Here is a 22100-nt window from a genome sequence, read left to right on the forward strand (position 1 = left end):
CACTGTGGTGGTGCTGCCCGACCAGAGCCCGGCCCTTGCGCCGGGCTCTTGCTTTCCCCTCGCCCTTCCCCTTGCCCTTCGCCGCACGAGCCCATGGAACTGACCCCGCTCAACATCGCCCTCATGGTGCTGGCCTCCACCGCCGCGGGCCTGGTTGACGCCATCGTGGGTGGCGGCGGGCTGATCATGGTGCCCTCGCTGTTCGGGCTGTTTCCGCACACCGTGCCGGCCACGCTGCTGGGCACGAACAAGGCGGCATCCATCTGGGGCACGGCATGGTCCGCATGGCAGTACGCGCAGCGCGTGAAGCTGCCCTCGGCCCGCCTGATGGGCGCGCTGGTGGCCACCGTGCTGGGCAGCGTCGTGGGTGCCTGGCTCGCCACGCGCGTGCCAGCCGACCGCTTCCGTGCCGCGCTGCCCCTGGTGCTGGCCGCCGTGTGGGGCTACACGCTGTGGCGCAAGGACCTGGGCCACATCCACCTGCCGCACTGGTCGGCCCGCACAGAGGCCCTGATTGCCACAGCCATCGGCGGCGTCATCGGTTTCTACGACGGCGTGTTCGGTCCGGGCACCGGCAGCTTCTTCGTGTTCGCGCTGGTGCGCGGGCTCGGCTGGGACTTCCTGCACGCCAGCGCGGCAGCCAAACGCCTGAACTTCGCCACCAACGCGGCGGCGCTGGCCTGGTTCATTCCACACGGCCACGTCGTGTGGGCGCTGGCCCTGCCCATGGCCGCGGCCAACGTGCTGGGCAGCAGCATGGGGACGCGGCTTGCGCTGCGCCATGGCGCGGGCTTCGTGCGGGTGGCCTTCCTCGTGGTGGTCGGGGCGCTGATCTGCAAGACCGGCTTCGACGCCTGGATGCGTTGAGCTGGCTCATTGACTGAGCCAGCGACTTTCGCTGAGCGCTCAGCGTGCTGCCGACCCGCTGTACGGCATCCAGCCGATCGCACCCGCGTGCAGGCTCTGCACGAACAGACGACCACTGGCCTCCGTGGCGGCCGTGGTTTCCGGATAGCCGCCCTGCGGGTCCTGCAGGTCGTCCACGATGTGGCCCTGCTCGTTGAAGGCAATGACGTGCCCATACGGCTTGGGCACAGGCCACATCGCGCGCGGCAACCGCAGAACCAGGCTCGAAATCCACGGCTGCGCGCCGCCTCGGTCGATCACAGGGCTGCGCGGTTTCGTCAGGCCCACCCAGATGCGCCCGCTTTCCCCAGCGGTCAGGTTGTCGGGAAAGCCGGGTAGGTTGTCGATCAGCACCATGGCCGCCTGCTGGCGCAGCGCGTCATCCAGCGTTGGCACGCCGTTGTCGCCCGCGCCCGTCCGTACCAGCGACAGCTTGGCCAGGTCCACCTTCAAAATGCGGTAGGTGCCGGTCTCCGACAGGAACAGGCTGCGCCCGTCGCGCGAGAACGCCAGCCCGTTGGGGAAGCACAGCCCTTGCAGCGCCACACGCGCCACACCCAGGGTCGGGTCGAACGCGATCAGGCGGCCACTGCAGCTGTGCTCAAGGATGTCGAGCACACTGGCCTCGAAGGTGCTGCCCACCGCCTTGGCACCGAAGCGTCGCGAGGCATCGGTCAGCCAGATCGTGCCCCGGGCGTCGACCTTCACCGCATCGGCATAGCGCACCGGGTCGTCCGGGCCGGGGTGCTGCACGCGGTCGAGCAGGGTCTCAACCTGGGCTTGCGGGCCGCTGCCCGACACGCGCAGCAGGCCCCGCATGGCATCGGCCACCAGCAGTCGGCCCTCGGCATCCACGTCGAGCCCCAGGGGCCGCCCGCCGGTGTTCACAACAAGTTCGCGCGTGCGGCCATCGAGCGACAGCTTCAGCACGTCGCCGTTGTCCAGCCCGGTGTAGAGCGCATCCGCCGTGGCAAGGATGTGCTCAGGTCCGTGCTGCCCCCCGGCCAACGGCCAGGTCCGCAGGCCCGCCAACCGGGTGTTGGCCGCGTGGGGCCCGGTATGGCCGGCATCTGCGGGCGGCGCCCAGGGGCGGGGCTGAATGGGCACGGGCCAGAAGGCCAGGTAGGCCACAAGGGCGATGACGGGCGTGGCCCAGCTGGCCAGCACCATGAGGCGGCCACGCTGGCGCGCGGATGGGGTGGAAATCATCGGGTCAGAACCTCCGGAAGGCCGCAGTGTCGCCGACCGGCTCACACGCCCCTGTGCGGGATCACCCGTGCCCCCCCGACCGGATGGGCGTCCGCGCGACGCGATTGAGGCCCCCTATCGGCGCGATCCAATCGCCCGACTGGACCCGCGGCCACGGCAACCAGAAAATGAGAACCATTCTCAAGAACGCATCGCCTTACAGGAGTACCCCATGGCCAAGACCGCAACATTCGGCGTGATGCACGTGATGACCTCGTTCACCGTGACCTACGCGCTGACCGGCAGCATCACCATTGCCGGTGTCGTGACCTTCGTCGAACCCCTGGTGAACACCGTGATGCACTACTTCTTCGACAAGTACTGGGATCACCCGGTGGCCCGCCGTGTGCGCCAGCAACTCGCCCGCCTTCGCCCGATCGCCCGGATGCACGACACGCAGGCCAGACAGGCATGAAAAAGGGCGCCTCACGGGCGCCCTGTGCAGCGGGGTCGGGGGCAGGACCCCGGCGCATCACTTCTCGACGAAGGCGCGCTCGATCACATAGTCGCCCGGCACACCCTGCGACTCCGACACCTTGAAGCCGGCGTCGTCCAGGATCTTGCACAGGTCCCGCAGCATGGAGGGGCTGCCGCACATCATCGCGCGGTCGTTCTCGGGGCTCATCTGCGGCAGGCCCACGCCCTTGGCCAGCTCACCGTTCAGGATCTGGTCGGTCAGGCGGCCCTGGTTGCGGAAGGGCTCACGCGTCACCAGCGGGTAATAGATCAGCTTTTCCTGGATCAGCTCGCCCAGCAGTTCGTGCTGAGGCAGCTCCTTGCTGATGAAGTCGTGGTAGGCCAACTCGCTCACATAGCGCACGCCGTGCACCAGCACCACCTTCTCGAACTTCTCGTAGGTGTACGGGTCCTGGATGATGCTCATGAACGGCGCCAGGCCGGTGCCGGTGCCGAACAGGTACAGGTTCTTGGCGGGGGTCAGGTCATCGACGACCAGTGTGCCCACGGCCTTGCGACCCACCAGGATCTTGTCGCCCGGCTGGATCTTCTGCAGACGCGAGGTCAGCGGGCCGTCCTGCACCTTGATCGACAGGAACTCGAGGTGCTCCTCGTAGTTGGCGCTGGCCACCGAGTAGGCGCGCATCAGCGGCTTGCCGTCGACCATCAGGCCGATCATCACGAAGTGGCCGCTGGAGAAACGCAGCGACGGGTCGCGCGTGGTCCGGAAGCTGAACAGCGTGTCGTTCCAGTGGTGGACGGAGGTGACGGTTTCTTCGTTGAACGCGGCCATGATGCTGGGCAAAAAAAGCGCGGCGAAAACGCTCGGCAGATGGGACGCTGAGCACGGCTTGCGCGCTCAGGAAAACCCTGTATTGTCGCCCAGAAACCGGACGCTTCGCCACGCACGGCGGCGCGCCCCCGTGTCCCGGGGCATTTGACGCGGCTTGCGCTATGCTGCATCACAGCATGCCGGCTGCCCGTCGCCCCGCTTGTTCGCCCCTGTTGTCTGTCACCGCATGAGCCCGCTCAACCCGTCCGACCTCGATCCCCGCACCGCCCTCGTCGTGTTTTCCGGAGGCCAGGACTCGACTGTCTGCCTGGCGTGGGCGCTGTCCCGCTACCGCCACGTCGAGACCATCGGTTTCGACTACGGCCAGCGCCACCGTGTCGAGCTGTACTGCCGCAACCGCGTGCGCAGCGAACTCACGACCCACTTCCCGGGCTGGGCCAGCCGCCTCGGCATGGACCACCTGCTCGACCTGCGCCTGCTCGGCCAGCTGTCCGACACGGCCCTGACCGAAACGCGCGCCATCGAGATGCAGGCCAACGGGTTACCCAACACCTTCGTACCGGGCCGCAACTTGCTGTTTCTCAACTTCGCGGCCGCCCTGGCCTACCGCCGCGGGGCCTCCGTTCTGGTGGGCGGCATGTGCGAAACCGATTTCTCGGGCTACCCCGACTGCCGCGACAACACGCTCAAGGCGCTGCAGGTGGCCATCAGCCTCGGCCTCGACACCCCCATGGTGATCGAGACTCCGCTGATGTGGCTCACCAAGGCCCAGACCTGGGCCCTGGCCGACCAGCTCGGCGGCGAGGCCCTCAATGCGCTGATTGCCGAGCACACCCACACCTGCTACCTGGGCGAGCGGCAGCACCGCCACCCCTGGGGTTATGGCTGTGGGCGCTGCCCGGCTTGCGAACTGCGCGCCCAGGGCCACACCGAATGGCTCAACCGCGCCACACCGGCCGACTGATTCCCGTCTGACCTGCTGTCCAACGCCATGTCCGTTTCTGAAGTGATCCTGCTGGCGCTCGGCGCCACCGTGCTGTTCTGGGCCGTCGGCGCCTACAACCGGCTCGTCCGCCTGCGCAACGAGATTGCCAATGCGTTCGCCCAGATCGACGTGCAACTCAAGCGCCGCCACGACCTCATCCCCAATCTCGTCGAGACGGCCCGCGCCTACCTGCAGCATGAGCGCGACACGCTGGAGCGTGTGACCGCCGCCCGCGCGCAGGTCGTGGCCGCCACCGACCTCGTCAAGACCCAGCCCAACCAGCCAGGCCCGATCAAGAGCCTGAACCTCGCTGAAGGCGCGCTGGCCGGGGCCCTGGGACGTTTCATGGCCGTCGTCGAGGCCTACCCCGAACTCAAGGCCGACCAGCAGCTGCAGGATCTGCGCGAAGAGCTCACGCACACCGAGAACAAAGTGGCCTTCTCCCGCCAGCTGTTCAACGACGCCACGCTCGACTACAACAACGCCGCGCACCAGTTCCCCGCCAACCTGGTCGCCGGGCTGTTCGGCTTCAAAACCGCCGAGATGCTGCAGTCGACCCAGAGCGAGGCCGAGCGCGCGCCCGTCACCGTGCGACTCTGACGGCCGGGCCCATGCTGTTTCGCCGCCACCAGGAAGCCGCCGACCACCGCAGCCTGCAACTGTATGGGTGGTTTGCCCTGATGCTGCTGGGCCTGGTGCTCGCGGTCAACGGGCTGCTGGCCGGACTGTGGCGACTGACCTCACCTTTTGGTGAAGGCTACCCCGCCCTCTTCTTCGAGACCAACACCGCCGTCGTCGCCCTGTTCGTGCTGGGCGGCTGCTTCTTCGAGACCCGGCGGCTGCGTGAGGGCGGTGGCCCCCGCGTCGCCCACTGGCTGGGCGGCCGCGAGCTCACCGAGCCCGAAGACGCGCTCCAGCGCCGCCTGCTCAATGTGGTCGACGAGATGGCGCTGGCCAGTGGCCAGCCCCTGCCCCGCGTTTACCTGCTGCCTCGCGAAGACAGCCTCAATGCCTTCGTGGCCGGTTGGGACGCAGGCGACACCGCCTTGTGCGTGACCCGTGGGGCGCTCGAACGCCTGGACCGAGCCGAGCTGCAAGGCCTTGTGGCCCACGAGTTCGGCCACATCCGAGCCGGTGATCTGCCCCTGTCGATGCGGCTGTTGGCCCTCGTCTGGGGTCTGTCGCTGGTGCATGGCTTCGGCCGTTCACTGATGGACACCGGCGAAGACGGTCGCGTCAGCCCGATGGCGTGGATGGTGGGCGCGCTGCTCGCCATCGTGGGCTGGCTGGGCTGGCTGGCGGGGCGTGCACTGCAGGCCGCCGTGTCGCGCCAGCGCGAGTTTCATGCCGATGCCAGCGCCGTGCAGTTCACCCGTTCGCGCGACGGCATCGGTCAGGTGCTGCGCAAGGTCTGGCACGACCAGCAGGCGCACGCCGCCCGGCTGCACCACCCGGCCGCCGGGCTGGTGGCCAGCATGCTGATGCACCAGCCGGCCGGCGGCTGTCTGGCCACCCACCCGCGCCTGTCAGAGCGCATCCGGCGCCTGCATGGCCGCATCCTGCCGCCCATGCCGGCCACCGCCGTGCGCGCCGAGGCCGAACCCCGCCGCATGCGCGCGACGGCCCACACGGCTGGCGCCATGATGGCTGCGGCCCCAGGCAGCCCGGCGCCCGCCGACGTGCACGGCCTGGCCCTGGCGACACCAGATGACCGCGACGCACTGGACCGCCTGCGGCGCCTGAGCGGCCCCACCGAGCAACGCCTGGCGGTGCTGGCCCTCATGATGGACCCGGCCAACGCGCGCGAACACAAGCTGTGGCGCCAGCAGGCTGAGGGCCTGCCCCATGCGGAGCGCATCCTCCAGGACGTGATGGCCCTCCAGCCACCAAGGCGGGTGCCGGAGTTCGAACGCCTCACGGCGCAGATGGCCCGTGATCCGATCACACAGCGACGCGCCGTGGTGGAAGCGGGCCGCGACCTGCTGCGCGCCGACGGTCGCGTGAGCCCGCGTGATCGCCTGTGGTGGCTCAGCCTGCGCCACCGCCTCAACGACGCCCAGCGTGAAGCCCCCATGCTCCGTCCGGTCACCGGGCAGGGCCAAGACCTCAGCGAGCTGCCGCCCGACGCCTTGCAGGCCGTGGCGGCCCTGTCCGCCTACCTGGCGCGCATGCTGCCGGAACCGGAAACCGTTCCTGCGGGGGGAGAAGCCTCGCGCCCCCTGCGCGCCGCGGCAGCCGAGGCCTGGTTGAGCGGCATCGGCCGGCGCACCGGCCTGCCTGACATCACCGTCACGCCGCCACCCGACGCCGATGGTCTGATGCTGGCCCTCACCACCGTGCAGGAGCTGTCGTGGATGCTGCGCCCCCTGCTGGTCAAGGGCTGGGTGGAAGAGGCCGTGAACCACAGCCCCAACGGCGTCATGAGCGACGCCACCGCCGACGCGCTCCGGCTGGTGGCCGGGCTGATCGACGCCCCCCTGCCCCCCATGCTCTCGGCGCACTACCCGCGCGCCTGAGCCCGGCGCGTCAGGCCTCGCCGGTTCGCGGCAACTTGGTCAGGCCCAGCAGCGCGTTGCGCAACTCTTCGGGCGCGGCCTCGCCGATGTACATGCGCAGGTAGATCTGGTAGGCCAGCTCGTTGTTGATGGCCGAAATCGGCTCGCCCTCGATCTGCAGCGGCCGGTTGTTGTGGAACGCCATCCACCCGGTGCCCGGCACCCAGTCGAGGTTGACCACATCGCCCTTGACCACGCGCTTCACGTTGGCGTACACCGCGCCGATCTGCCCCACCACCGAGATGAGTCGCTTGAACTCGTCGGGCGTGGCCGCCTGCTTGAAGTCGGCGATGAAGATGCGGGATATGGTGGACGAGGTGAACTCGCGCAGGATGTTGAGCTGGATGCGGCGCACTCCGTTGAGCCGGTAGATGGGCTCGGCGGTGGTGCGCTTCTCGGGCAGGTACAGCGCGGTCACGTCGGCCTTGTAGTAGCCCCGTTTGCGCACACCGGCGCCATTGAGCACCAGCTTCTGCCCGTGCGCCATCACGGTTTCGGCCAGCTCGACGCCTTCCAGTTCATAACCCGCTGCCTGTGCAGACGGCACCCACGGCATGAGGGCCGCGCCCGCCGCACCCGCCAGCAGTTGCCGACGGCGCAGATCCAGCGACCCCTCTGTCAGTCGATCCTCTTGCATGTCCGTCACCTCCGGGCTGCAGACGGTTGAAGAAGGGTTCACAGCGGCTTGGACAGGGTCACCCAGAGGGACTGACCTTCCGTGCGGTTGCGCGCGTTGAACTCCTGCAGCAGCTTGCCTTCGAGCATGAACTCGCCGCCGTTGCGGATCCAGGCGATGGCCGGGCCCGCGGCGTTGACGCTGGCCTTGCTGCCGTCCACGATGACCTTGCGGCCACCCAGTTCGGCCACACGCGACGCGCTGAACCCATTCAAGTCCTGGGTGTCACCGGTCAGCTGGCGCACGAAATAGCCCTGCACCCCCACGCGCACGTCGTCCGAGACAAAGGCCATGGCCTGCCAGTCGAGGTTGAACATGTGGCCCGAGAAGTAGCCGTTGTCCTTGTTGCGCGTGTTGAACGAAAGCACCGTGCGGGCGGCCAGGTCCCACCCGTCGCCGATGAAGGCGTACTGGAAGGACGGACGGAAGGTGAAGAAGTTGCCGTAGCCCGCGTTGGCGCGGCGGGTGGCATCGTAGTCGCCGGTGGGCACCACGATGGTGGGCGCGAACGAAGCCGACTGGTGGTCGCCGATCTCCCAGTGGATCACGGGCGAGAGTTCGATGTCGCCGATGCCGGTCGACTTGCTGTCCTGGGCATTGGCTGTTCTGGCAACCTGATCGATGGTACCTGCGCGAATCGGCCCTGGCGTACCCGTCGGGAAGTTGAAGTTCGACACCGACAGATCGGCCTTGCGCTGCACCAGCGGGATCATGACCGTGAAGCCCAGGTTGCCGCCCCAGATGCGCTCGGTGCTGATGTAGGTCAGGCGGGTCAAAGCCGCGCGAGCGTCGGCGTGGATGTCGGCCTGGTAGGTCACCGCGGCGTTGGTCGGCAGCGCAGCGCGTGCCGCTTCGCCATCATTCCCCTTGAGCTTGCTCGCGTGGTACGACACCAGCGCCACCTGTCCGTACCAGCCCGGCACGACGGGCGAGCTCATGTCGCTGCCGCCCACGCCCGGCGAGTAACGCTGCAGCCCGTTGTCCGCCGCCTGCGCGGAGGTGGCTGCCGCCAGGGCCATCGCCAGGGTGGCCGCGCGGAAAGGCGCGGCAACATTGAATCCAAACTGCTTGCTGTGGCGGTCCATCGCGAATCCTTCTTGCTTTCCGTGTACTTCGGCGTACCGCTCAGCGCGCACGCTGTCCGGTCAACCTACTTTGCCGAGGGCGGGCCGATTCTGGCGCATCTGTGTCGCCATCGAACCACATCAGAAAACCCAAAATGTCACGATCCGCGAGCCGTGACATGCAGTCAGGGGGGAGGAACTACCCCCGGTGCATCACTCGCCTTCGCCGAACTTGTCGTTGATCAGCGCGACCAGCGCTTTCATGGCGTCGTCCTCGCGGTCGCCATGGCACTCCAGCTCCACCGAGCTGCCCAGCCCTGCGGCCAGCATCATCACACCCATGATGCTCTTGGCGTTCACACGCCGGTCGTTGCGGCTCATGAACACATCGCAGGGGAAACTGCTGGCCAGCTTGGTGAGCTTGGCCGAGGCCCGCGCGTGCAGGCCGAGCTTATTGCTGATGGTGACGGTGGTCTTGATCATGTGTGGGCTGTGTGACCTGGTTGTGCGGGCGGCTGGTGGCGATCTGCATCACGCCCTGCGTGCCCCCGGCCACTGCGCGCGTGATCAGGGTATCAAGTGGCTCGGCCGAGTAGTTCAGCGCGCGCCACAGCATCGGAACATTGGCGCCCGTGATCACTTTCACCCGCACGCCATCGGCCAGGCGCTGCACCGTGTTGCACGGCGTGGCCCCGAACACGTCGGTGAGGATCAGTGCCTCGCCGCGCGCATCGGAGGCAATCGCATCGGCGAGCAGCAGCCTCGCCTGGGCCTCCGTCTCGTCGGGCGGCATGTTGGGCTGTACGTCCAGGACCTGCAGGGTCTGCGCCGCTTCCGGAAAGCAATGCGCTGCCGCCAGCTTGAGGGCGGAGGCAAGGGGCGCGTGCGCGATGATGAACAGGCCGGGCATACAGACTGGGATTATCGGGCGCTCATTCAGGAAATTGAAAGCCGCGCAGGAAGGTGGTTGCCACATCCTCCCCGCTTTCGAGCGCCGGACGCTCGGCCGGCTGCCACACCGTGGCCTGAAACACCGTCAGGCCGTGGGCGAAATGCCACGCATTCACCCGCATGGGCATGGGGCGGCCCAGCCCGTCGGGCCGCTCGGTGACGAACGCCAGCCCCCGGGCCGCCGGCTGCGGCGTCATGCGGGGCACCTCGATGGCGGTCGACGTCGACTCGGTGGCGCGCCGGTCGGGCGCGACCAGCACGGCGGCCGCCTGAACGTTCTCGCGCAGCGCCTGCTGCAGGCCTTCCATGGCCACGCCCACCTGGCGAACGTCCGCCACGCGCAGGTAGGCCAGCGACCAGCTCGTGCCTTCGTGCTGGCACACCAGCATCTGCACGCGCTGTGGGTCGCCAAGGCCAGGGACCGGCACCATCCGGCTGGCGGTGTCGGGCTTGCACGGGAAACGGGCCACGAGCCCGTCCGCCTCGGGCGGGCGCATCTCGCGCCAGTCGAGCGCCGGTGCGCACGCTGTGAGCCACAGGGCGCCCATCAGCAGGCCGGTCACGCCCAGCTGTCGCAACAGAGGCCCACGCAGGGACGTGTCGGTGTCAGTCATGTCGCCATTATCAGGATGTGCGCCCACCCTCACCCATGCGTGGGATGGACAGCAGGGGGGCTGCCGCCGAACACTGACCTCCTCCCCCGGTTTGTCTGCATGCCCTCTACGCCCCATCACTCGCCGCTGTCCGATCTCCTGCGCGGCCTTGGCGTCGACGCCGGTGGTGCCCGAGAGCCTGCCCCGCCCCCCCAGGTGGATGCCGATGCCGAGCTGGACCGCTGGCACGAGCTGGTGGCGCAGGTCGGCCGTGAACTGGCAGAGCCGCTGACCGCCGCGCTCGAGCGGGTCACGACCCTCACCACCACCGGCCGCATCGACCGGCTGGGGCTGCGCGCGCTGCGCGCCGAGGTCGATCGGGCCCGTCAGGCCGGCATCTGGTGCCAGCAGATTGCACGCCTGGCCTCGGGCCGGGTGCGCCAGTCGCCGGAGCGCGTGCATCTCACGCACACCGTGCAGAGCACGCTGGCCTACCGCACGCGCGAGCTGCAGGCGCGAGGCATCCAGCTCTCGCAGTCACTGCTTCCGCTCGAGGTCGTCACCGACGCGTCGATGCTGTTCTCCCTGCTCAACGCCCTGATCGACTGGCTGCTCGACACGGCTCACGGCGTGGTCGAGTTGCGGATCGACCAGCGGGACTGGCCGGCCCGTGCCCGCCTCCAGGCCCGTCTGCAGCACCGCCCGCTCGACGAGGCCCAGCCGCCGGCGCCCGAGTTGCTGCAGCACCGTCTCGACACCATGCACTGGCACCTGCTCGACCAGACGGCCCGCAGCATGAACTTGCTCACCGATCGGCAGATCGACGCCACGCACGTGGTGCTGACGTTCGAGTTTCCGCGGACGGTCAATGCCGTCATGCCGCAGCTCGAAGACGACGACCAGGACCACGGCTTCTCCACTTCGGTGAATTCCAAGCCGCTGGCGGGCAGCCACGTGCTGGTGGTGGCCAGCCGACGCGATCTGCGCGTGCAGATCCGCGAGGCCAGCCGCGACATGGGCCTGGTGATGGACTTCGTCGGCTCGGTGCATGAGGCACGCGCCTTCTGCGACGAAGGCCTGCCGCATGCGATCGTGTTCGAAGGCATGCTGCGCGGGCGGGCATTCGACGAACTGGTGGCCAGCATCCGTCAGGAAGTACCGGACTTCGTGTTCATCGAGGTCGGGGAACAAGGCCAGAACTTCGAGGCCTCGACCCTGTCGGGCACGGGCATGGCCCGCATCGGCGTCGACGGCATCGCCAGCAACCTGCCCTCGGCGCTGGTGTTCGAACTCTCGCGCTTCATGTGACCGGGGCCGCGGCGTGCCCGGGCGCCGCTGGCGTCAGGCCACCGGTTCGGCGAGCAGCTTGTCGATGAGCTGGTGCAACGCCGAGAAGTCTGGCTCGCCCACGTAGCGTTTCACAATCTCGCCGCGGCGGTTGACGACAAAGGTGGTGGGCGTGAACTGCACCGGGCCGAACCCCGCAGCGAGGCGACCGTCATGGTCGATCGCGACGCGGAAGGGCAGCTTCCGGCTCTGCACGAACTGCGTCACGTAGGCCGGCGGGTCGTATTCCATGGCCACCGCCAGCGTCTCCAGCCCGCGGTCCTTGAAGCGCTGGTGGGTGGCGACCAGCTCCGGCATTTCCTTCACACAGGTGCTGCAACTGGTGGCCCAGAAGTTCACCAGCGTCACCCGGCCCTTCAGGTCAGCCAGCTGATGGCGCGAGCCGTCAAGCTGAGTAAAGGGCAACTCGGGCAGTTTGGAACGGGCATCCTCGCCACAGGCAGCCAGCCAGGGCGACAGGGCCACCACGGAACCCAGCGCCAGCACCTGGCGACGACGGACAGACAGCTTGAGCATCATCGGATCACACCTTGAGAAGGCCACACTCGGCCCTGGCCATGCCCCACATTGTGGCGCGTTCGCCGGGCCAGCGCTCAGGAGGGCTTACGCGCGGCGGGCGGCGCGGGGGGCGCCGCAGGCTGTGCCTCGCCCGCGGCCTCGGCGGCATCCGGCTCGAACCGGACCTTCTCGACCTGGGGCTGCGCCCAGCTGCCCGTGACCCGGAAGGCCTGGGCGCTGGCCTCACTGACCTGCTTGCGCAGCAACACCTGGGCGAGGAAGGTCCCCAGCCCCACCACCGGGTTGATCGCGGCATAAGCGAGTGAGGCCCCCCCGGCGTTCAGGTCGGGCAACACGTACACGTGCAGATCCTGTGTCTCGCGGGCCAGATCGGCCTGACCGTCCATCAGCACGAGCGCCTGCACGCCGCGCATGCGCAGGGCCCGGGTGCGCGCCACGCCCTGGTCGATGGTGACCTGCCCATCGATGCGGTCGAAGCCGAAGCCTTGCTGGAAGACATCACGAAAATCGAGGGTGAGCCGCCGCGGCAGGGACTGCAGGCTCAGCACGCCCAGCAACTTTGCCATCCCGGGGTCGGCCTTCAGGAACCGTCCTTCGGCGATCTGCACCGCGACGTCGCCGCTCATGCTGGCGGGATCGGGCTCCAGCGGTGACCCGGCCCAGCTGATCTGCCCGCTCAGCGTGCCGCGGCCGCCCTTGAGCGTCTGCGGCAGGCCCAGGCGGGCCAGCAAGGTGCCGCTGTTGGCCAGGTCGAGCTGGAAACCGAAGGCCGAGCGGGTCCGGCCGCTTTCCGGCGCGGTCCACTGTCCGCTGGCGCGCAACTCGGCATCGGCGTTGCTGATGCGGAAGGTGTCGAGCCGCCACTCCGGCAGGCCCGTTCGCCCGGGCTGGGTCGAGGGCCGGTTGACCGCCTGCACCTCGATGCGCCCGAGGGGAATGCCCCGCCACTCGAAGTCATCGACGACGACGTCGAGCGCGGGCACCGAGGTCGACTCGCGCTGCTGGAGTCGGGCGGTGGCGCGCTCGGTCAGGGCGCGGGCCTCGGACGCCGGCACAGACAGCCGAGACAGCCTCGCCACCAGCCGGCCTGCGCGCAAGGCGCCGCTGGGCGAGGCGGGATCGCTCAGCCATTCCAGCTGCCCGGCCGCCTGCTGTGCGTTGAGTTGTACCCGCCAGAGGCCGTCGTCGGGATGGGCCACGGTGGCCTGCAGGTCTCGCAGGGTACGGCCTTGCCAACTGAGGGCGGTGGCTTTCAGGGCCACCGTGTCAGGCAGGTAATCTTCCAGCTCGGCATCGGGCGGCCTGGGGTTGGCGCCGCCCTTGGGCGCCACCGCGCCCGGCACGCCAGGCAGGGCGCCCTGCGCCTGCGCGGGGGCGGCAGGGGCCGTGGCGGCGGCCAGCCATGCGTCGACGTCCACGGTGTCCAGGAAGGCCTGCGCGGCAATCCCACGCGGCGGCATGGCCGGCAGGGCAGGCAGCCCGGCGCCCGCCTGCACCAGGCTCATGATCCCCCGCGTCACGGCAGAGCGAGGCTGACTCACGTCGCGGCGCAGGTCCACATGCAGCCAGGGTACGCCACCGGACAGTGGCACCGGCGCACCCAGGTCCACCACGATGGCATCGTGGCGCCCGTCGGGGTCGTCTGCACGGTGCACCACCTTCAACGGCCAGCTCACGTTGGCAAGCTTGTTCAGCGGGGCGGGCAGGTGCACGGCCAGCCCTTGCAGGGTCGACGTCACCACCACCTCGGGCTGGCCGCGGCCGGGGCCTGTCGTGGGCACGGTCACCAGGACGGCAACCGGGGTCTCGCCCTGCGCGTGCTGGCCCAGGCGCTTGAGCGCAGGCCACTCGTGCGCCTGCCGAAGCCCTTCGCCGCTGATGCTGCCACGCGCCTGAATGCGGGTCTGGCCGGTGGCGTCGACGCCCCCTTCCACCACGAAGGGTTGCCCCCACAATTGGGTTTCCGCCTGGATCTGCAGCGTCTGCTCGGTGAAGGCCACGCGGCCGCGCACGGCCTGGAACGTCGGCAGACTGGGCATCAGCCGCAGGCTGGCGGCATCCCGCTCGGCCAGCTGCACCTGGCCGCGCACCCGCGTGTCGTTCGTGTGGTTCAACGGGATGTCCAGCGACAGCTGCATCGTGCCGGAGCCCGTGGCCTGCGACTGGCTCATCACGTCACCGGTCCAGCCGCCCACCGGCGATGCCGACAGAAAGCGCAGCATGTCGTCCAGCGGACCGTCACCCCGCCCCTGGATCATCAGATGGGGCTCATCGGCGCCGAGGTCGTCGATGCGGCCCTCCACCTCCTGCAGGCGAAACCCACCCGACCCCAGGCCGCCCAGGCGGCCGCGCGCACCGCGGATCAGCATGCGCTGCCCCTCGAAACGCAGCTCGCCATCGAGCGCGGTGAAGGCCGGCCAATGCCCTGCATCCAGGGAAGCAGGCACGTAGTCAAGATGCAGCTGGCGTACCGGCACCGTCACGCGGAAGCGACCGCCACGGTCGTCCTTGAACGGAAACGCATCCAGGTCACCTCGCACCTCGAAGACCACGCGCTCGCCCTTGCCCTCACGCAGCGCATGCTGCACGTAGTCGCGCGCGTCCTTCGGGATCTCCAGCGGCAGGTAGCGCCACACCCGGTCGGCGCGCGCCTGCTGCAGCTCGCCATCCAGCTGCAGTCGGCCGGGCAAGCGCTTTGCGCCGTCGCCCGTCTGCCAGCGCCCGCTCAGCCGGCCGCGCGCATCGGGGTTGGCAAACTCCGCCTCCCGCACCCGCAGCTCGAACGCCGCAGGCTGCCCCGACGCCCCCGGCTGCATGCGCCAGGTGACGCGGCTGCGAAGGCGATCCAGCGGCACCTCGGGCAACTCGAACACCCCTGGGAAGGCCATCCACCCGCCGGCCACGCTGAGATCGGCCTCGCCGCCCTGCTCGCTGGCCGTCACGGTCACATCGGCACCTGCCAGGCCCGGCCGCCCGGAGGCCGCATCGGGCGCCCAGGCGAGGCCCCGCACACGCCCTGCCGCGGTGTAACGCTGCGGCGCCTCGGGGCGCCCTTCCCACTGCCATCGCAGGTCCTCGACCACGCCCTGAGGCGCAAGGTCTGCCAGGCTGGTGCGCACGCTCGACGCCAGCGGCAGGCGATTGGCCAGTCGCGCCAGCAGCGCCAGGTCCAGGCGATCGGCACGGACATCGCCGCCCTGCGTCAGCGCCCACAGCTGTTCGGTCAGCCCGCCGCCCGCGGGCCAGGAGGCATGCCGCCATTCAAGGCTCGCGCTGCTGCGAGGCCACGTCAGCCCCTCGTCCAGTTCAAACGCCAGATCGGTCCATGTCAGACGGGTGACCCGCGTGTCATGGGCCAGCGCCACCCGCCCCTGCAGGCGCCGAAAAGCCAGCGGCTCGGTGTCGCGGGCCAGTTGCACCTGCACGGCCGCGACGTCGACATCCAGGCTCATCGAGGTCACCAGACCCAAGTGCACGCCGACCGCCGCCAGCACGCGCCCATGCCCGCCAGCCACCTGCACCGGCAGGCTCACATGCTGGCGCAGGGTCTGCACGTCCACACGGGGCAGGCTGGCGGTCACTTCACCGCGCCAGCTGGCCAGGTCGCCGGCCCGGGTCGTGCGCAGCGCCACCTGTTGCCACCAGCCCAACGCATCGGCCCGGGTGTCCGCCGCGGGGCCCGTCAGCCACAAGGGCTGCTGAAAGCGCCCGCGCAACTCGATGCGTTCACCGAACGCCGCAGGCGGTGTGGCCTGCAGGCGCACGTCATGCAGGCGCTGCCCCAGCCCGGGGCGGTTCGTCAGTCGCAGCTCCACCTCGCGCAAGGCCAGTGGCGCACCACCGCGCAGCTCGTCCTGCCACAGCACCGTGCCCTGTCGGATCTCGATTCGCGACTGGCTCATCACCCAGTCCAGCATGGCGCCGTCCGCGCTGGCCGACGCACGCGAGGGCTCGATCTGCAGTCCCGCCACGTGCCAGCGGCCTTCGGTGTCCCGCCGCACAGCCAGTTCGGGCGCCAGCAGCGTGAGCCGCCCCAGCACGAGCTGCCGCTGCCACAACGACATCGGCGACAGCGTCAGGGGCGAAAGGCGCGCGGTCACTTGGGGCAGGCGCAGGCCCACCCGTCCCTGCCGGTCGAGCAGCCGCACATCGCGCAGGGACAGCACGGGCCACAGCCCTTGTGCTTCGCCGTGAAGCTGCCCAATCTGCACGGGCACCCCCAGCGCCCGTGTGGCTTGTTCAGCCACATCAAGGCGCCACTGATCGGCGCGGGGCAGAATCAGCCACAACAGCGCCGCCCAGGCGAGCATCAGCACTGCACATGCGCCCAGCAGCCCCCAGGCCAGCCACCGCACGCCGCCCAGGCTCGCGCGTCCCAGCGTGCCAAAGTGGCGCCCGAGGCCGCGCACGCGCCCACCAAGGCGCGTCGACGTCACTGGATCGGCAGAAGGCACAGCGCCTTCTTCAACAGGACGCTCGGACAAGGGCTTGGACATGGGCAGGCAATCTCAGTCGATCCCCCTACAGCGCAACAGCCGCGCTTGACCTACCATCGCAGCTCAAGCCCCCGGGACCGACAACCGAATACCCTAGCACAGACCTCCCGCGGCGCCCCAGGTTCCATGTTTGAATTCCCCTTCGACGCCGTCGTCACGGCCGCCCCCGCAGCCCACGCCCGCTACGTTCAGCGCATTCGTCGCCGATACGAGCACGAGGTACAGGCCTTCGCCACAGACCACCCGGGGCTTCCCCGTGCGGCCGAGATCCGCGCCCTGATCGAGCGGTTGCGCGCACAGGGCCGGGAACTGCCCTCGGCCCTGCGGGTCGGCCGGCAACTCGTGCTCGAACGCCTGGCCACACTGGATGTCGAGCAGGGCGCCGCGATGGTCGACATCACGGCCGCCATGACGGAGCTGGCCGAGGTCACGCTCGACATCGCGTTGCAGGCCGCCCAGGACGAGCTTGACATGCGCCACGGCGCCCCCCTGGACGAGCAGGGCCGCCGCGTCGACATATGGGTGGTCGGCATGGGCAAACTCGGTGGGCGAGAGCTCAATGTCTCGTCCGACATCGACCTCATCTATGTGTACGAGGAAGATGGCCACACAGCAGGCGCGGCCAACGGCACCGGCCGCATCACCGTGCACGAGTACTTCGCACAGGTGGCCCGCCGGCTGTCCACATTGATCGGCGACACCACCGAGGACGGCTTCGTCTTCCGCGTCGACCTGGCGCTGCGCCCCAACGGCAACTCCGGTCCGCCCGTGGTCAGCATGGCGATGCTGGAGGAGTACTTCCTGGTGCAAGGCCGCGAATGGGAGCGCTTTGCCTGGCTCAAGAGCCGCATCGTGGCCCCGCGTGCGGCCATGCCGGGCGGTGAACGCCACGACCGTGCCCTGGCACTGCGTGACCTCACCATCCCCTTCGTCTTCCGCCGCTACCTCGATTACGGCGTGTTCGAAGGCCTGCGCCAACTGCACCGCAAGATCCGCGACGAGGCCAACCGCCGCGCCGCCGGCCGCCCCGAGCGCGCCAACGACGTCAAGCTCTCGCGTGGGGGCATCCGCGAGATCGAATTCACCGTGCAGCTGCTGCAGGTGGTGCGCGGCGGGCAGTTCCCCGAGATCCGAACCCGCAGCACCCTGCGCGCACTGCAGCGCCTGAGCGCCCGCGGGTTGATTCCGCAGGCCACCGCCAACTGGCTGGCGCAGGCCTATGTGTTCCTGCGTCGCGTCGAGCACCGCATCCAGTACCTCGACGACCAGCAGACCCACCTGCTGCCCACCCACGACGCCGACCTGGCCTGGATCGCCACCAGCCTGGGCCTGCCGGGCCGCAAGATCCTGACGCCCACGCCGCCGATCTCGGCACCGTGCACGCCCCCGGACGACGGCGATTGCCAGGGCGCCACCTGCCAGCTACTTGAAGCGCTGTGCAGCGTGCGCGAGTTCGTGGCCAACGAGTTCGACGCGCTGCTGCACGACGGCCGCAGCCCCAGCCCGGGCGAAGGCTGCCGCTCGTGTGGCGGCCCGCCGATGCCGGTCGACAGCGACGATTTCATCGCCAAGCTACCCGAACCGATAGCAGGCCGTGTGCGCGACTTCGCACAGCAGGGCAAGGTCGCCATGCTGCCCGATGCCGGCAAGCTGCGCCTGGCCAAGCTCATCGGGCGAGCCACCCATACAGCACTCAGTGAAGGCAAGGACGGACAGCCGCCGCTCGGCGCCGACGCCGTGCTGCACTTCATGGACTGGCTCAATCCGCTGCTGCGCCGCGACAGCTACCTCTCGCTGCTGGCCGAACGGCCCGAGGTGCAGAACCGGCTCCTGCGTCTGCTGGGCCTGGCCAAATGGCCGATGCGCTATCTGCTGCGCCACCCCGGCGTCATTGACGAGCTGGCCGACCCACGCCTGATGGACGGCCGCTTCGACGCCGCGGCCTACCAGCAGGAGCTGACCGACCGCCACCGCGCCTGGTCCCGCGCCGGCCAAGCCGATGAAGAGGCCCTGCTCGACACACTGCGCCGCGCGCACCATGCAGAAGTCTTCCGCACCCTGGTGCGCGACGTCGAAGGCCTCATCACCGTCGAGCAGGTGGCCGACGACCTTTCTGCCCTGGCCGACGCCACCGTGTCCACCGCCATCCAGTGGGCCTGGGGCCACCTGCAGCAGCGCCCCGGCAAACAGGGCGCATGGGCGGTCAACCACGAGCCGCACTTCGCCGTCATCGCCTACGGCAAGCTCGGCGGCAAGGAGCTGGGCTATGGGTCCGACCTCGATGTCGTCTTCCTCTATGACGACAGCCAGGACGACGTTGACACCTCCGCCGGCCCCGACACACCCAGCGCCATCGACGCCTACCTGCTGTTCGCGCGCAAGCTCATCACCTGGCTCACGCTGCGCACCGCGGCGGGCGAACTGTTCGACATCGACACCGCACTGCGGCCCAACGGCAACTCCGGCCTGCTGGTCACGTCCTTCCACTCGTACGACGACTACCAGCGCCAGCGCGGCAGCAACACCGCCTGGACCTGGGAGCACCAGGCGCTGACCCGTGCACGCTGGTGCGCGGGCGATGCGGCACTGGCCGAGCGCTTCGAGACCACCCGGCGCAACGTGCTGGCTTCCGAGCGCGACCCGCTCGCGCTGCGGGACGAAGTGCAGGCCATGCGCGAACGGCTGCGCAGCGCCCACACCTGCCCCGCTGGCCAGTTCGACATCAAGCACAGCCCAGGCGGCATGATCGACGTGGAGTTCGCCGTGCAGTACCTGGTGCTGGCGCACAGCCACCGGCATGCGGGCCTGCTCGACAACGTCGGCAACATCGCCTTGCTGCAGCACGCCGAAGACGTGGGGCTGCTGCCGGCTGGCGCCGGTGCGGCGGCCGGCAAGGCGTATCGCGAACTGCGCCGCCTGCAGCACCGCGCACGCCTGAACGAGTCGCCCACCCGCCTGGAAGGCGACGCCCTCGCGGCCATCGAGCACCACCGTCAGGCCGTGCTCACGCTGTGGGCCAGCGCCTTTCCGGCCGAACCCACACCAGCCCCGTTGGGCGCCTGAGCGGTGCTGCCTCACGGGCCCGGGCGCATCGGCTGGCTGCTGGCGTGCGCAGCGCTGGCTTTGCCCGCAATGCTGCTCGCGCCCGTGCCGCTCGATCAACCCGTGGCGCAGTGGCCTGCGCTGGCTCAACAGCTGACCCTGCGCCCCGATCAAGGGGTGGATCAGCCATTCCACACCTTCTGGACGGCCGCCTGGCTGCATGGCAGCGCCGCGCATCGGCTCCAGAATCTGGGGGCGGTCGCGCTGCTCGCCTGGATGGGCTGGCTGGCCGCCCTGCCCCGGGCGGCCGCCCTCGCCTTGCTGGCAGCGTGGCCCCTCACCCAACTCGGTCTGCTGCTGCAGCCATCGCCCATTGCGCACTACGTCGGGCTCTCGGGGGTGGTCCATGCCGGTGTCGCCGTGGTGTGCGTGCACAGCCTGGCGGCCAATCACCCCCGTTTTCCCAAGGCTTTGGCCGCTGTGGCGCTCCTGGGGATCGTTGCCAAGCTCATCATGGAAAACCCCGTCGCCCACCGTCTTGTCCAGCCACCCGGCTCGGATATAACCGTGGTCCCCTGGGTGCACCTCAGCGGCGCGGTGGCGGGCCTGTTGTGCGCACTGCCCGGCGCGCTGTGGTGCCGCCTGGGTGCGCAGCGGGGTCGACCAGCCGGCTGATGGCCCTCATTTGAGCGGGGGCCGCCTCCTTCACGGGAACTTCGTGCCGGCCAACCGGTCAGCAAGGGGTGCAGGTCACCCTGCCGGCACCCCATACAACCGACATACCATTCAGCAAGACCATGCAAACCCGCCAGTCCGCCCTTGCCCGTTCACGCTCGATCCGCCTGATGGCCCTGCTGCCCGTCGTCGTGGCCGCCACGCTTGCCGCGGGCTGCGGCGACAAGAGCAAGCCCGAAGGCAAGGCCAGCCAGGCGGCCGCGCGTGTCAATGACACCGAGATCACCGTCCACCAGATCAACCAGGTGCTCGAGCGCCAGCAAGGCCTCAAGCCCGAGCAGGCCGATGCCGCCAGCCGCCAGGTCCTGGAAGGCCTGATCGACCAGCAACTGGCCGTGGCCAAGGCCGAAGAGCAAAAGCTCGACCGCGACCCGCAAGTCGTGCAGATGCTCGACGCGGCACGCCGCAACATCCTCGCCCGCACCTACCTCGAGAAGGCGGCGGCAGCGGCGGTCGGCGCCCCGTCGGCGGAAGACGTGCGCAAGTACTTCGACACCAAGCCCGCCCTCTTCTCGCAGCGCAAGGTCTACGCCATCCAGGAGTTCACCGTGCCCGCCGCGAAGGACGTGGCCGAGCCGCTGATGACCAAGCTCAAGGCCACCAAGGGCCAGCAGGAGTTCGTCGAGGTGCTGAAGGCCAGCGGCGTCAAGTTCACTGCCAACCAGGTCACCCAGGCCGCCGAAGGCCTGCCGCTGGCCATCGTCGACAAGCTCGCCGAGGTAAACGACGGTGAAGCGCTCTACGTCACCGCCCCGGATGGCTTCAAGGCCATGCTGGTGGTGGCCAGCCGCCTGCAGCCGGTCACCTTCGACCAGGCCAAGCCGGCCATCGAGCAGTTCCTGACCACCGAACGCCGTCGTGAGTTCGTCAAGAACGAGATCAAGAACCTGCGCACCGCAGCCAAGGTTGACTACATCGGCAAGTTCGCCGAGAAGCCGGCCAGCGGCGCCGTCGCCGCCGCCTCGACGCCGGCCCCTGCTCCGGCAGAAGCCCCCGCATCGGCTGCTCCCGGCGGCCTGGACGCCACCGCCCTGAACAAGGGTCTGTCCGGACTCAAGTGAGCCCGGTCACCCCTTAGGCTCGAAACAGCCCGCGCTGTGCCGACCACGGTGCAGCCGGGCCTTGTTTTTATCTGCTTTACCTGACCATGAGCTTTGCTGATTTTCTGCGGGTCCTGCGTGCCCGGTGGATCCTCGCGCTGACCACCTTGCTGGCCGTCGTGATCCTCGCGCTGGTGGGCAGCCTGCTGTGGCCCAAGAAGTACACGGCCAAAGCCGTGGTCATGGTCGACATGAAGATGGACCCGGTGGCGGGCACCTCCACCATTGGCGTCATGCCCTCGGCGGCCTACCTGGCCACCCAGGTCGACATCATCGAAAGCGGGCATGTGGCCCGCAAGGTCGTGCGCGCCATGAACCTGGCGCAGAACACCGCGATGCGGGAAGAATGGGCCGACGCCACGCGCTCCGAAGGCGACTTCGAGGCCTGGCTGGCCGACAAGGTCGGCAAGAACCTGAAAGTTGCCGCCGCCCGCGAATCGAACGTCATCGAGATCGAATACGAGTCGGCTGACCCGGGCTTCTCGGCCGCGCTGGCCAACGCCTACGCCAAGGCGTACATGGACTCTACTGTGCAGTTCAAGACTGCCCCGGCACGCCAGTATTCCGACTTTTTCGAAGAGCGCGCCCGCCTGGCACGCCAGAAAATGGAAGCCGCTCAAGCCAAGCTCTCGCA

19 protein-coding genes are annotated in these 22100 nt (G+C 69.1%); 10 read left to right on the forward strand and 9 right to left on the reverse strand.

Annotated features, from left to right (window positions below):
* The first annotated feature begins 93 nt into the window (after window positions 1-93).
* Window positions 94-867, forward strand: a complete 774-nt coding sequence (locus Q0Z44_RS14840; protein ID WP_298014117.1) for a TSUP family transporter — start codon at window positions 94-96, stop codon at window positions 865-867.
* 39 nt (window positions 868-906) lie between these two features.
* Here the strand turns inward: Q0Z44_RS14840 and Q0Z44_RS14845 are convergent, their stop codons facing one another.
* Complete coding sequence (locus tag Q0Z44_RS14845) at window positions 907-2115, reverse strand: SMP-30/gluconolactonase/LRE family protein (protein ID WP_298014119.1); 1209 nt, start codon at window positions 2113-2115, stop codon at window positions 907-909.
* Window positions 2116-2326: 211 nt separating this feature from the next.
* Here Q0Z44_RS14845 and Q0Z44_RS14850 point away from each other — a divergent pair, with 211 nt between their 5' ends.
* Window positions 2327-2569 (forward strand): DUF2061 domain-containing protein, encoded by a 243-nt coding sequence (locus tag Q0Z44_RS14850; protein WP_298014122.1) that lies wholly within the window; start codon window positions 2327-2329, stop codon window positions 2567-2569.
* A 57-nt stretch (window positions 2570-2626) separates the two neighbouring features.
* On the opposite strand, the gene Q0Z44_RS14855 is transcribed toward Q0Z44_RS14850, so the two are convergent.
* On the reverse strand, window positions 2627-3403 hold the full coding sequence (locus Q0Z44_RS14855) for a ferredoxin--NADP reductase (protein ID WP_109037409.1): 777 nt from the start codon (window positions 3401-3403) through the stop codon (window positions 2627-2629).
* A 226-nt stretch (window positions 3404-3629) separates the two neighbouring features.
* Between Q0Z44_RS14855 and queC the strand changes: the two genes are divergently transcribed.
* From queC to Q0Z44_RS14870, 3 genes are read left to right on the forward strand one after another with little or no spacing between them, the layout of a single operon-like run.
* On the forward strand, window positions 3630-4367 hold the full coding sequence (gene queC / locus Q0Z44_RS14860; protein ID WP_298014124.1) for a 7-cyano-7-deazaguanine synthase QueC: 738 nt from the start codon (window positions 3630-3632) through the stop codon (window positions 4365-4367).
* 27 nt (window positions 4368-4394) lie between these two features.
* A complete protein-coding gene (locus Q0Z44_RS14865) occupies window positions 4395-4988 on the forward strand; it encodes a LemA family protein (RefSeq protein WP_298014126.1) in 594 nt (197 codons plus the stop codon).
* An 11-nt stretch (window positions 4989-4999) separates the two neighbouring features.
* Entirely contained in the window at window positions 5000-6904 is a 1905-nt protein-coding gene (locus Q0Z44_RS14870; protein ID WP_298014128.1) for a M48 family metalloprotease, read from the forward strand.
* Window positions 6905-6914: 10 nt separating this feature from the next.
* On the opposite strand, the gene Q0Z44_RS14875 is transcribed toward Q0Z44_RS14870, so the two are convergent.
* From Q0Z44_RS14875 to Q0Z44_RS14895, 5 genes are all read right to left on the reverse strand, one after another.
* On the reverse strand, window positions 6915-7580 hold the full coding sequence (locus Q0Z44_RS14875; RefSeq protein WP_298014130.1) for a chalcone isomerase family protein: 666 nt from the start codon (window positions 7578-7580) through the stop codon (window positions 6915-6917).
* Window positions 7581-7618: 38 nt separating this feature from the next.
* Window positions 7619-8704, reverse strand: a complete 1086-nt coding sequence (locus Q0Z44_RS14880; RefSeq protein ID WP_298014132.1) for a transporter — start codon at window positions 8702-8704, stop codon at window positions 7619-7621.
* A gap of 192 nt (window positions 8705-8896) precedes the next feature.
* Window positions 8897-9166, reverse strand: coding sequence for an HPr family phosphocarrier protein (locus tag Q0Z44_RS14885; RefSeq protein ID WP_109037414.1), 270 nt, complete (start codon window positions 9164-9166; stop codon window positions 8897-8899).
* Entirely contained in the window at window positions 9135-9593 is a 459-nt protein-coding gene (locus Q0Z44_RS14890) for a PTS fructose transporter subunit IIA (RefSeq protein ID WP_109037415.1), read from the reverse strand. Before Q0Z44_RS14890 ends, Q0Z44_RS14885 begins: the two co-directional genes overlap by 32 nt.
* A gap of 22 nt (window positions 9594-9615) precedes the next feature.
* Complete coding sequence (locus tag Q0Z44_RS14895) at window positions 9616-10248, reverse strand: hypothetical protein (RefSeq protein ID WP_298014137.1); 633 nt, start codon at window positions 10246-10248, stop codon at window positions 9616-9618.
* 99 nt (window positions 10249-10347) lie between these two features.
* On the opposite strand from Q0Z44_RS14895, the gene Q0Z44_RS14900 reads away from it, so the two are divergent.
* Window positions 10348-11535 (forward strand): hypothetical protein, encoded by a 1188-nt coding sequence (locus tag Q0Z44_RS14900; protein WP_298014140.1) that lies wholly within the window; start codon window positions 10348-10350, stop codon window positions 11533-11535.
* Window positions 11536-11568: 33 nt separating this feature from the next.
* On the opposite strand, the gene Q0Z44_RS14905 is transcribed toward Q0Z44_RS14900, so the two are convergent.
* Both Q0Z44_RS14905 and Q0Z44_RS14910 read right to left on the reverse strand, forming a co-directional pair.
* A complete protein-coding gene (locus Q0Z44_RS14905) occupies window positions 11569-12093 on the reverse strand; it encodes a TlpA disulfide reductase family protein (RefSeq protein ID WP_298014142.1) in 525 nt (174 codons plus the stop codon).
* Between the two features lie 74 nt (window positions 12094-12167).
* Window positions 12168-16589 carry a YhdP family protein gene (locus Q0Z44_RS14910; RefSeq protein WP_298014144.1) on the reverse strand — a complete coding sequence of 1474 codons (4422 nt, stop codon included), beginning with the start codon at window positions 16587-16589 and terminating at the stop codon, window positions 12168-12170.
* 126 nt (window positions 16590-16715) lie between these two features.
* On the opposite strand from Q0Z44_RS14910, the gene glnE reads away from it, so the two are divergent.
* The 4 genes from glnE to Q0Z44_RS14930 form a co-directional block, all read left to right on the forward strand.
* Window positions 16716-19652 (forward strand): bifunctional [glutamate--ammonia ligase]-adenylyl-L-tyrosine phosphorylase/[glutamate--ammonia-ligase] adenylyltransferase, encoded by a 2937-nt coding sequence (glnE, locus tag Q0Z44_RS14915; RefSeq protein WP_298014146.1) that lies wholly within the window; start codon window positions 16716-16718, stop codon window positions 19650-19652.
* A 69-nt stretch (window positions 19653-19721) separates the two neighbouring features.
* Window positions 19722-20306 carry a hypothetical protein gene (locus Q0Z44_RS14920; RefSeq protein WP_298014148.1) on the forward strand — a complete coding sequence of 195 codons (585 nt, stop codon included), beginning with the start codon at window positions 19722-19724 and terminating at the stop codon, window positions 20304-20306.
* 122 nt (window positions 20307-20428) lie between these two features.
* A complete protein-coding gene (locus tag Q0Z44_RS14925) occupies window positions 20429-21427 on the forward strand; it encodes an EpsD family peptidyl-prolyl cis-trans isomerase (RefSeq protein ID WP_298014150.1) in 999 nt (332 codons plus the stop codon).
* An 86-nt stretch (window positions 21428-21513) separates the two neighbouring features.
* Window positions 21514-22100, forward strand: a 587-nt coding sequence (locus Q0Z44_RS14930) for a Wzz/FepE/Etk N-terminal domain-containing protein (RefSeq protein ID WP_298014152.1), incomplete at its 3' end; no start/stop codon positions are given.

The sequence above is a fragment of the uncultured Aquabacterium sp. genome (assembly GCF_947366995.1).
GTDB lineage: Bacteria > Pseudomonadota > Gammaproteobacteria > Burkholderiales > Burkholderiaceae_C > Aquabacterium.

Coding starts and splice junctions, on each gene's coding strand:
- queC (WP_298014124.1), top strand. CDS start 3,630: ATGAGCCCGCTCAACCCGTCCGACCTCGATCCCCGCACCGCCCTCGTC.
- Q0Z44_RS14885 (WP_109037414.1), bottom strand. CDS start 9,166: ATGATCAAGACCACCGTCACCATCAGCAATAAGCTCGGCCTGCACGCG.
- Q0Z44_RS14875 (WP_298014130.1), bottom strand. CDS start 7,580: ATGCAAGAGGATCGACTGACAGAGGGGTCGCTGGATCTGCGCCGTCGG.
- Q0Z44_RS14855 (WP_109037409.1), bottom strand. CDS start 3,403: ATGGCCGCGTTCAACGAAGAAACCGTCACCTCCGTCCACCACTGGAAC.
- Q0Z44_RS14840 (WP_298014117.1), top strand. CDS start 94: ATGGAACTGACCCCGCTCAACATCGCCCTCATGGTGCTGGCCTCCACC.
- Q0Z44_RS14890 (WP_109037415.1), bottom strand. CDS start 9,593: ATGCCCGGCCTGTTCATCATCGCGCACGCGCCCCTTGCCTCCGCCCTC.
- Q0Z44_RS14870 (WP_298014128.1), top strand. CDS start 5,000: ATGCTGTTTCGCCGCCACCAGGAAGCCGCCGACCACCGCAGCCTGCAA.
- Q0Z44_RS14900 (WP_298014140.1), top strand. CDS start 10,348: ATGCCCTCTACGCCCCATCACTCGCCGCTGTCCGATCTCCTGCGCGGC.
- glnE (WP_298014146.1), top strand. CDS start 16,716: ATGTTTGAATTCCCCTTCGACGCCGTCGTCACGGCCGCCCCCGCAGCC.
- Q0Z44_RS14845 (WP_298014119.1), bottom strand. CDS start 2,115: ATGATTTCCACCCCATCCGCGCGCCAGCGTGGCCGCCTCATGGTGCTG.
- Q0Z44_RS14865 (WP_298014126.1), top strand. CDS start 4,395: ATGTCCGTTTCTGAAGTGATCCTGCTGGCGCTCGGCGCCACCGTGCTG.
- Q0Z44_RS14925 (WP_298014150.1), top strand. CDS start 20,429: ATGCAAACCCGCCAGTCCGCCCTTGCCCGTTCACGCTCGATCCGCCTG.
- Q0Z44_RS14905 (WP_298014142.1), bottom strand. CDS start 12,093: ATGATGCTCAAGCTGTCTGTCCGTCGTCGCCAGGTGCTGGCGCTGGGT.
- Q0Z44_RS14910 (WP_298014144.1), bottom strand. CDS start 16,589: ATGTCCAAGCCCTTGTCCGAGCGTCCTGTTGAAGAAGGCGCTGTGCCT.
- Q0Z44_RS14850 (WP_298014122.1), top strand. CDS start 2,327: ATGGCCAAGACCGCAACATTCGGCGTGATGCACGTGATGACCTCGTTC.
- Q0Z44_RS14920 (WP_298014148.1), top strand. CDS start 19,722: ATGCTGCTCGCGCCCGTGCCGCTCGATCAACCCGTGGCGCAGTGGCCT.
- Q0Z44_RS14895 (WP_298014137.1), bottom strand. CDS start 10,248: ATGACTGACACCGACACGTCCCTGCGTGGGCCTCTGTTGCGACAGCTG.
- Q0Z44_RS14880 (WP_298014132.1), bottom strand. CDS start 8,704: ATGGACCGCCACAGCAAGCAGTTTGGATTCAATGTTGCCGCGCCTTTC.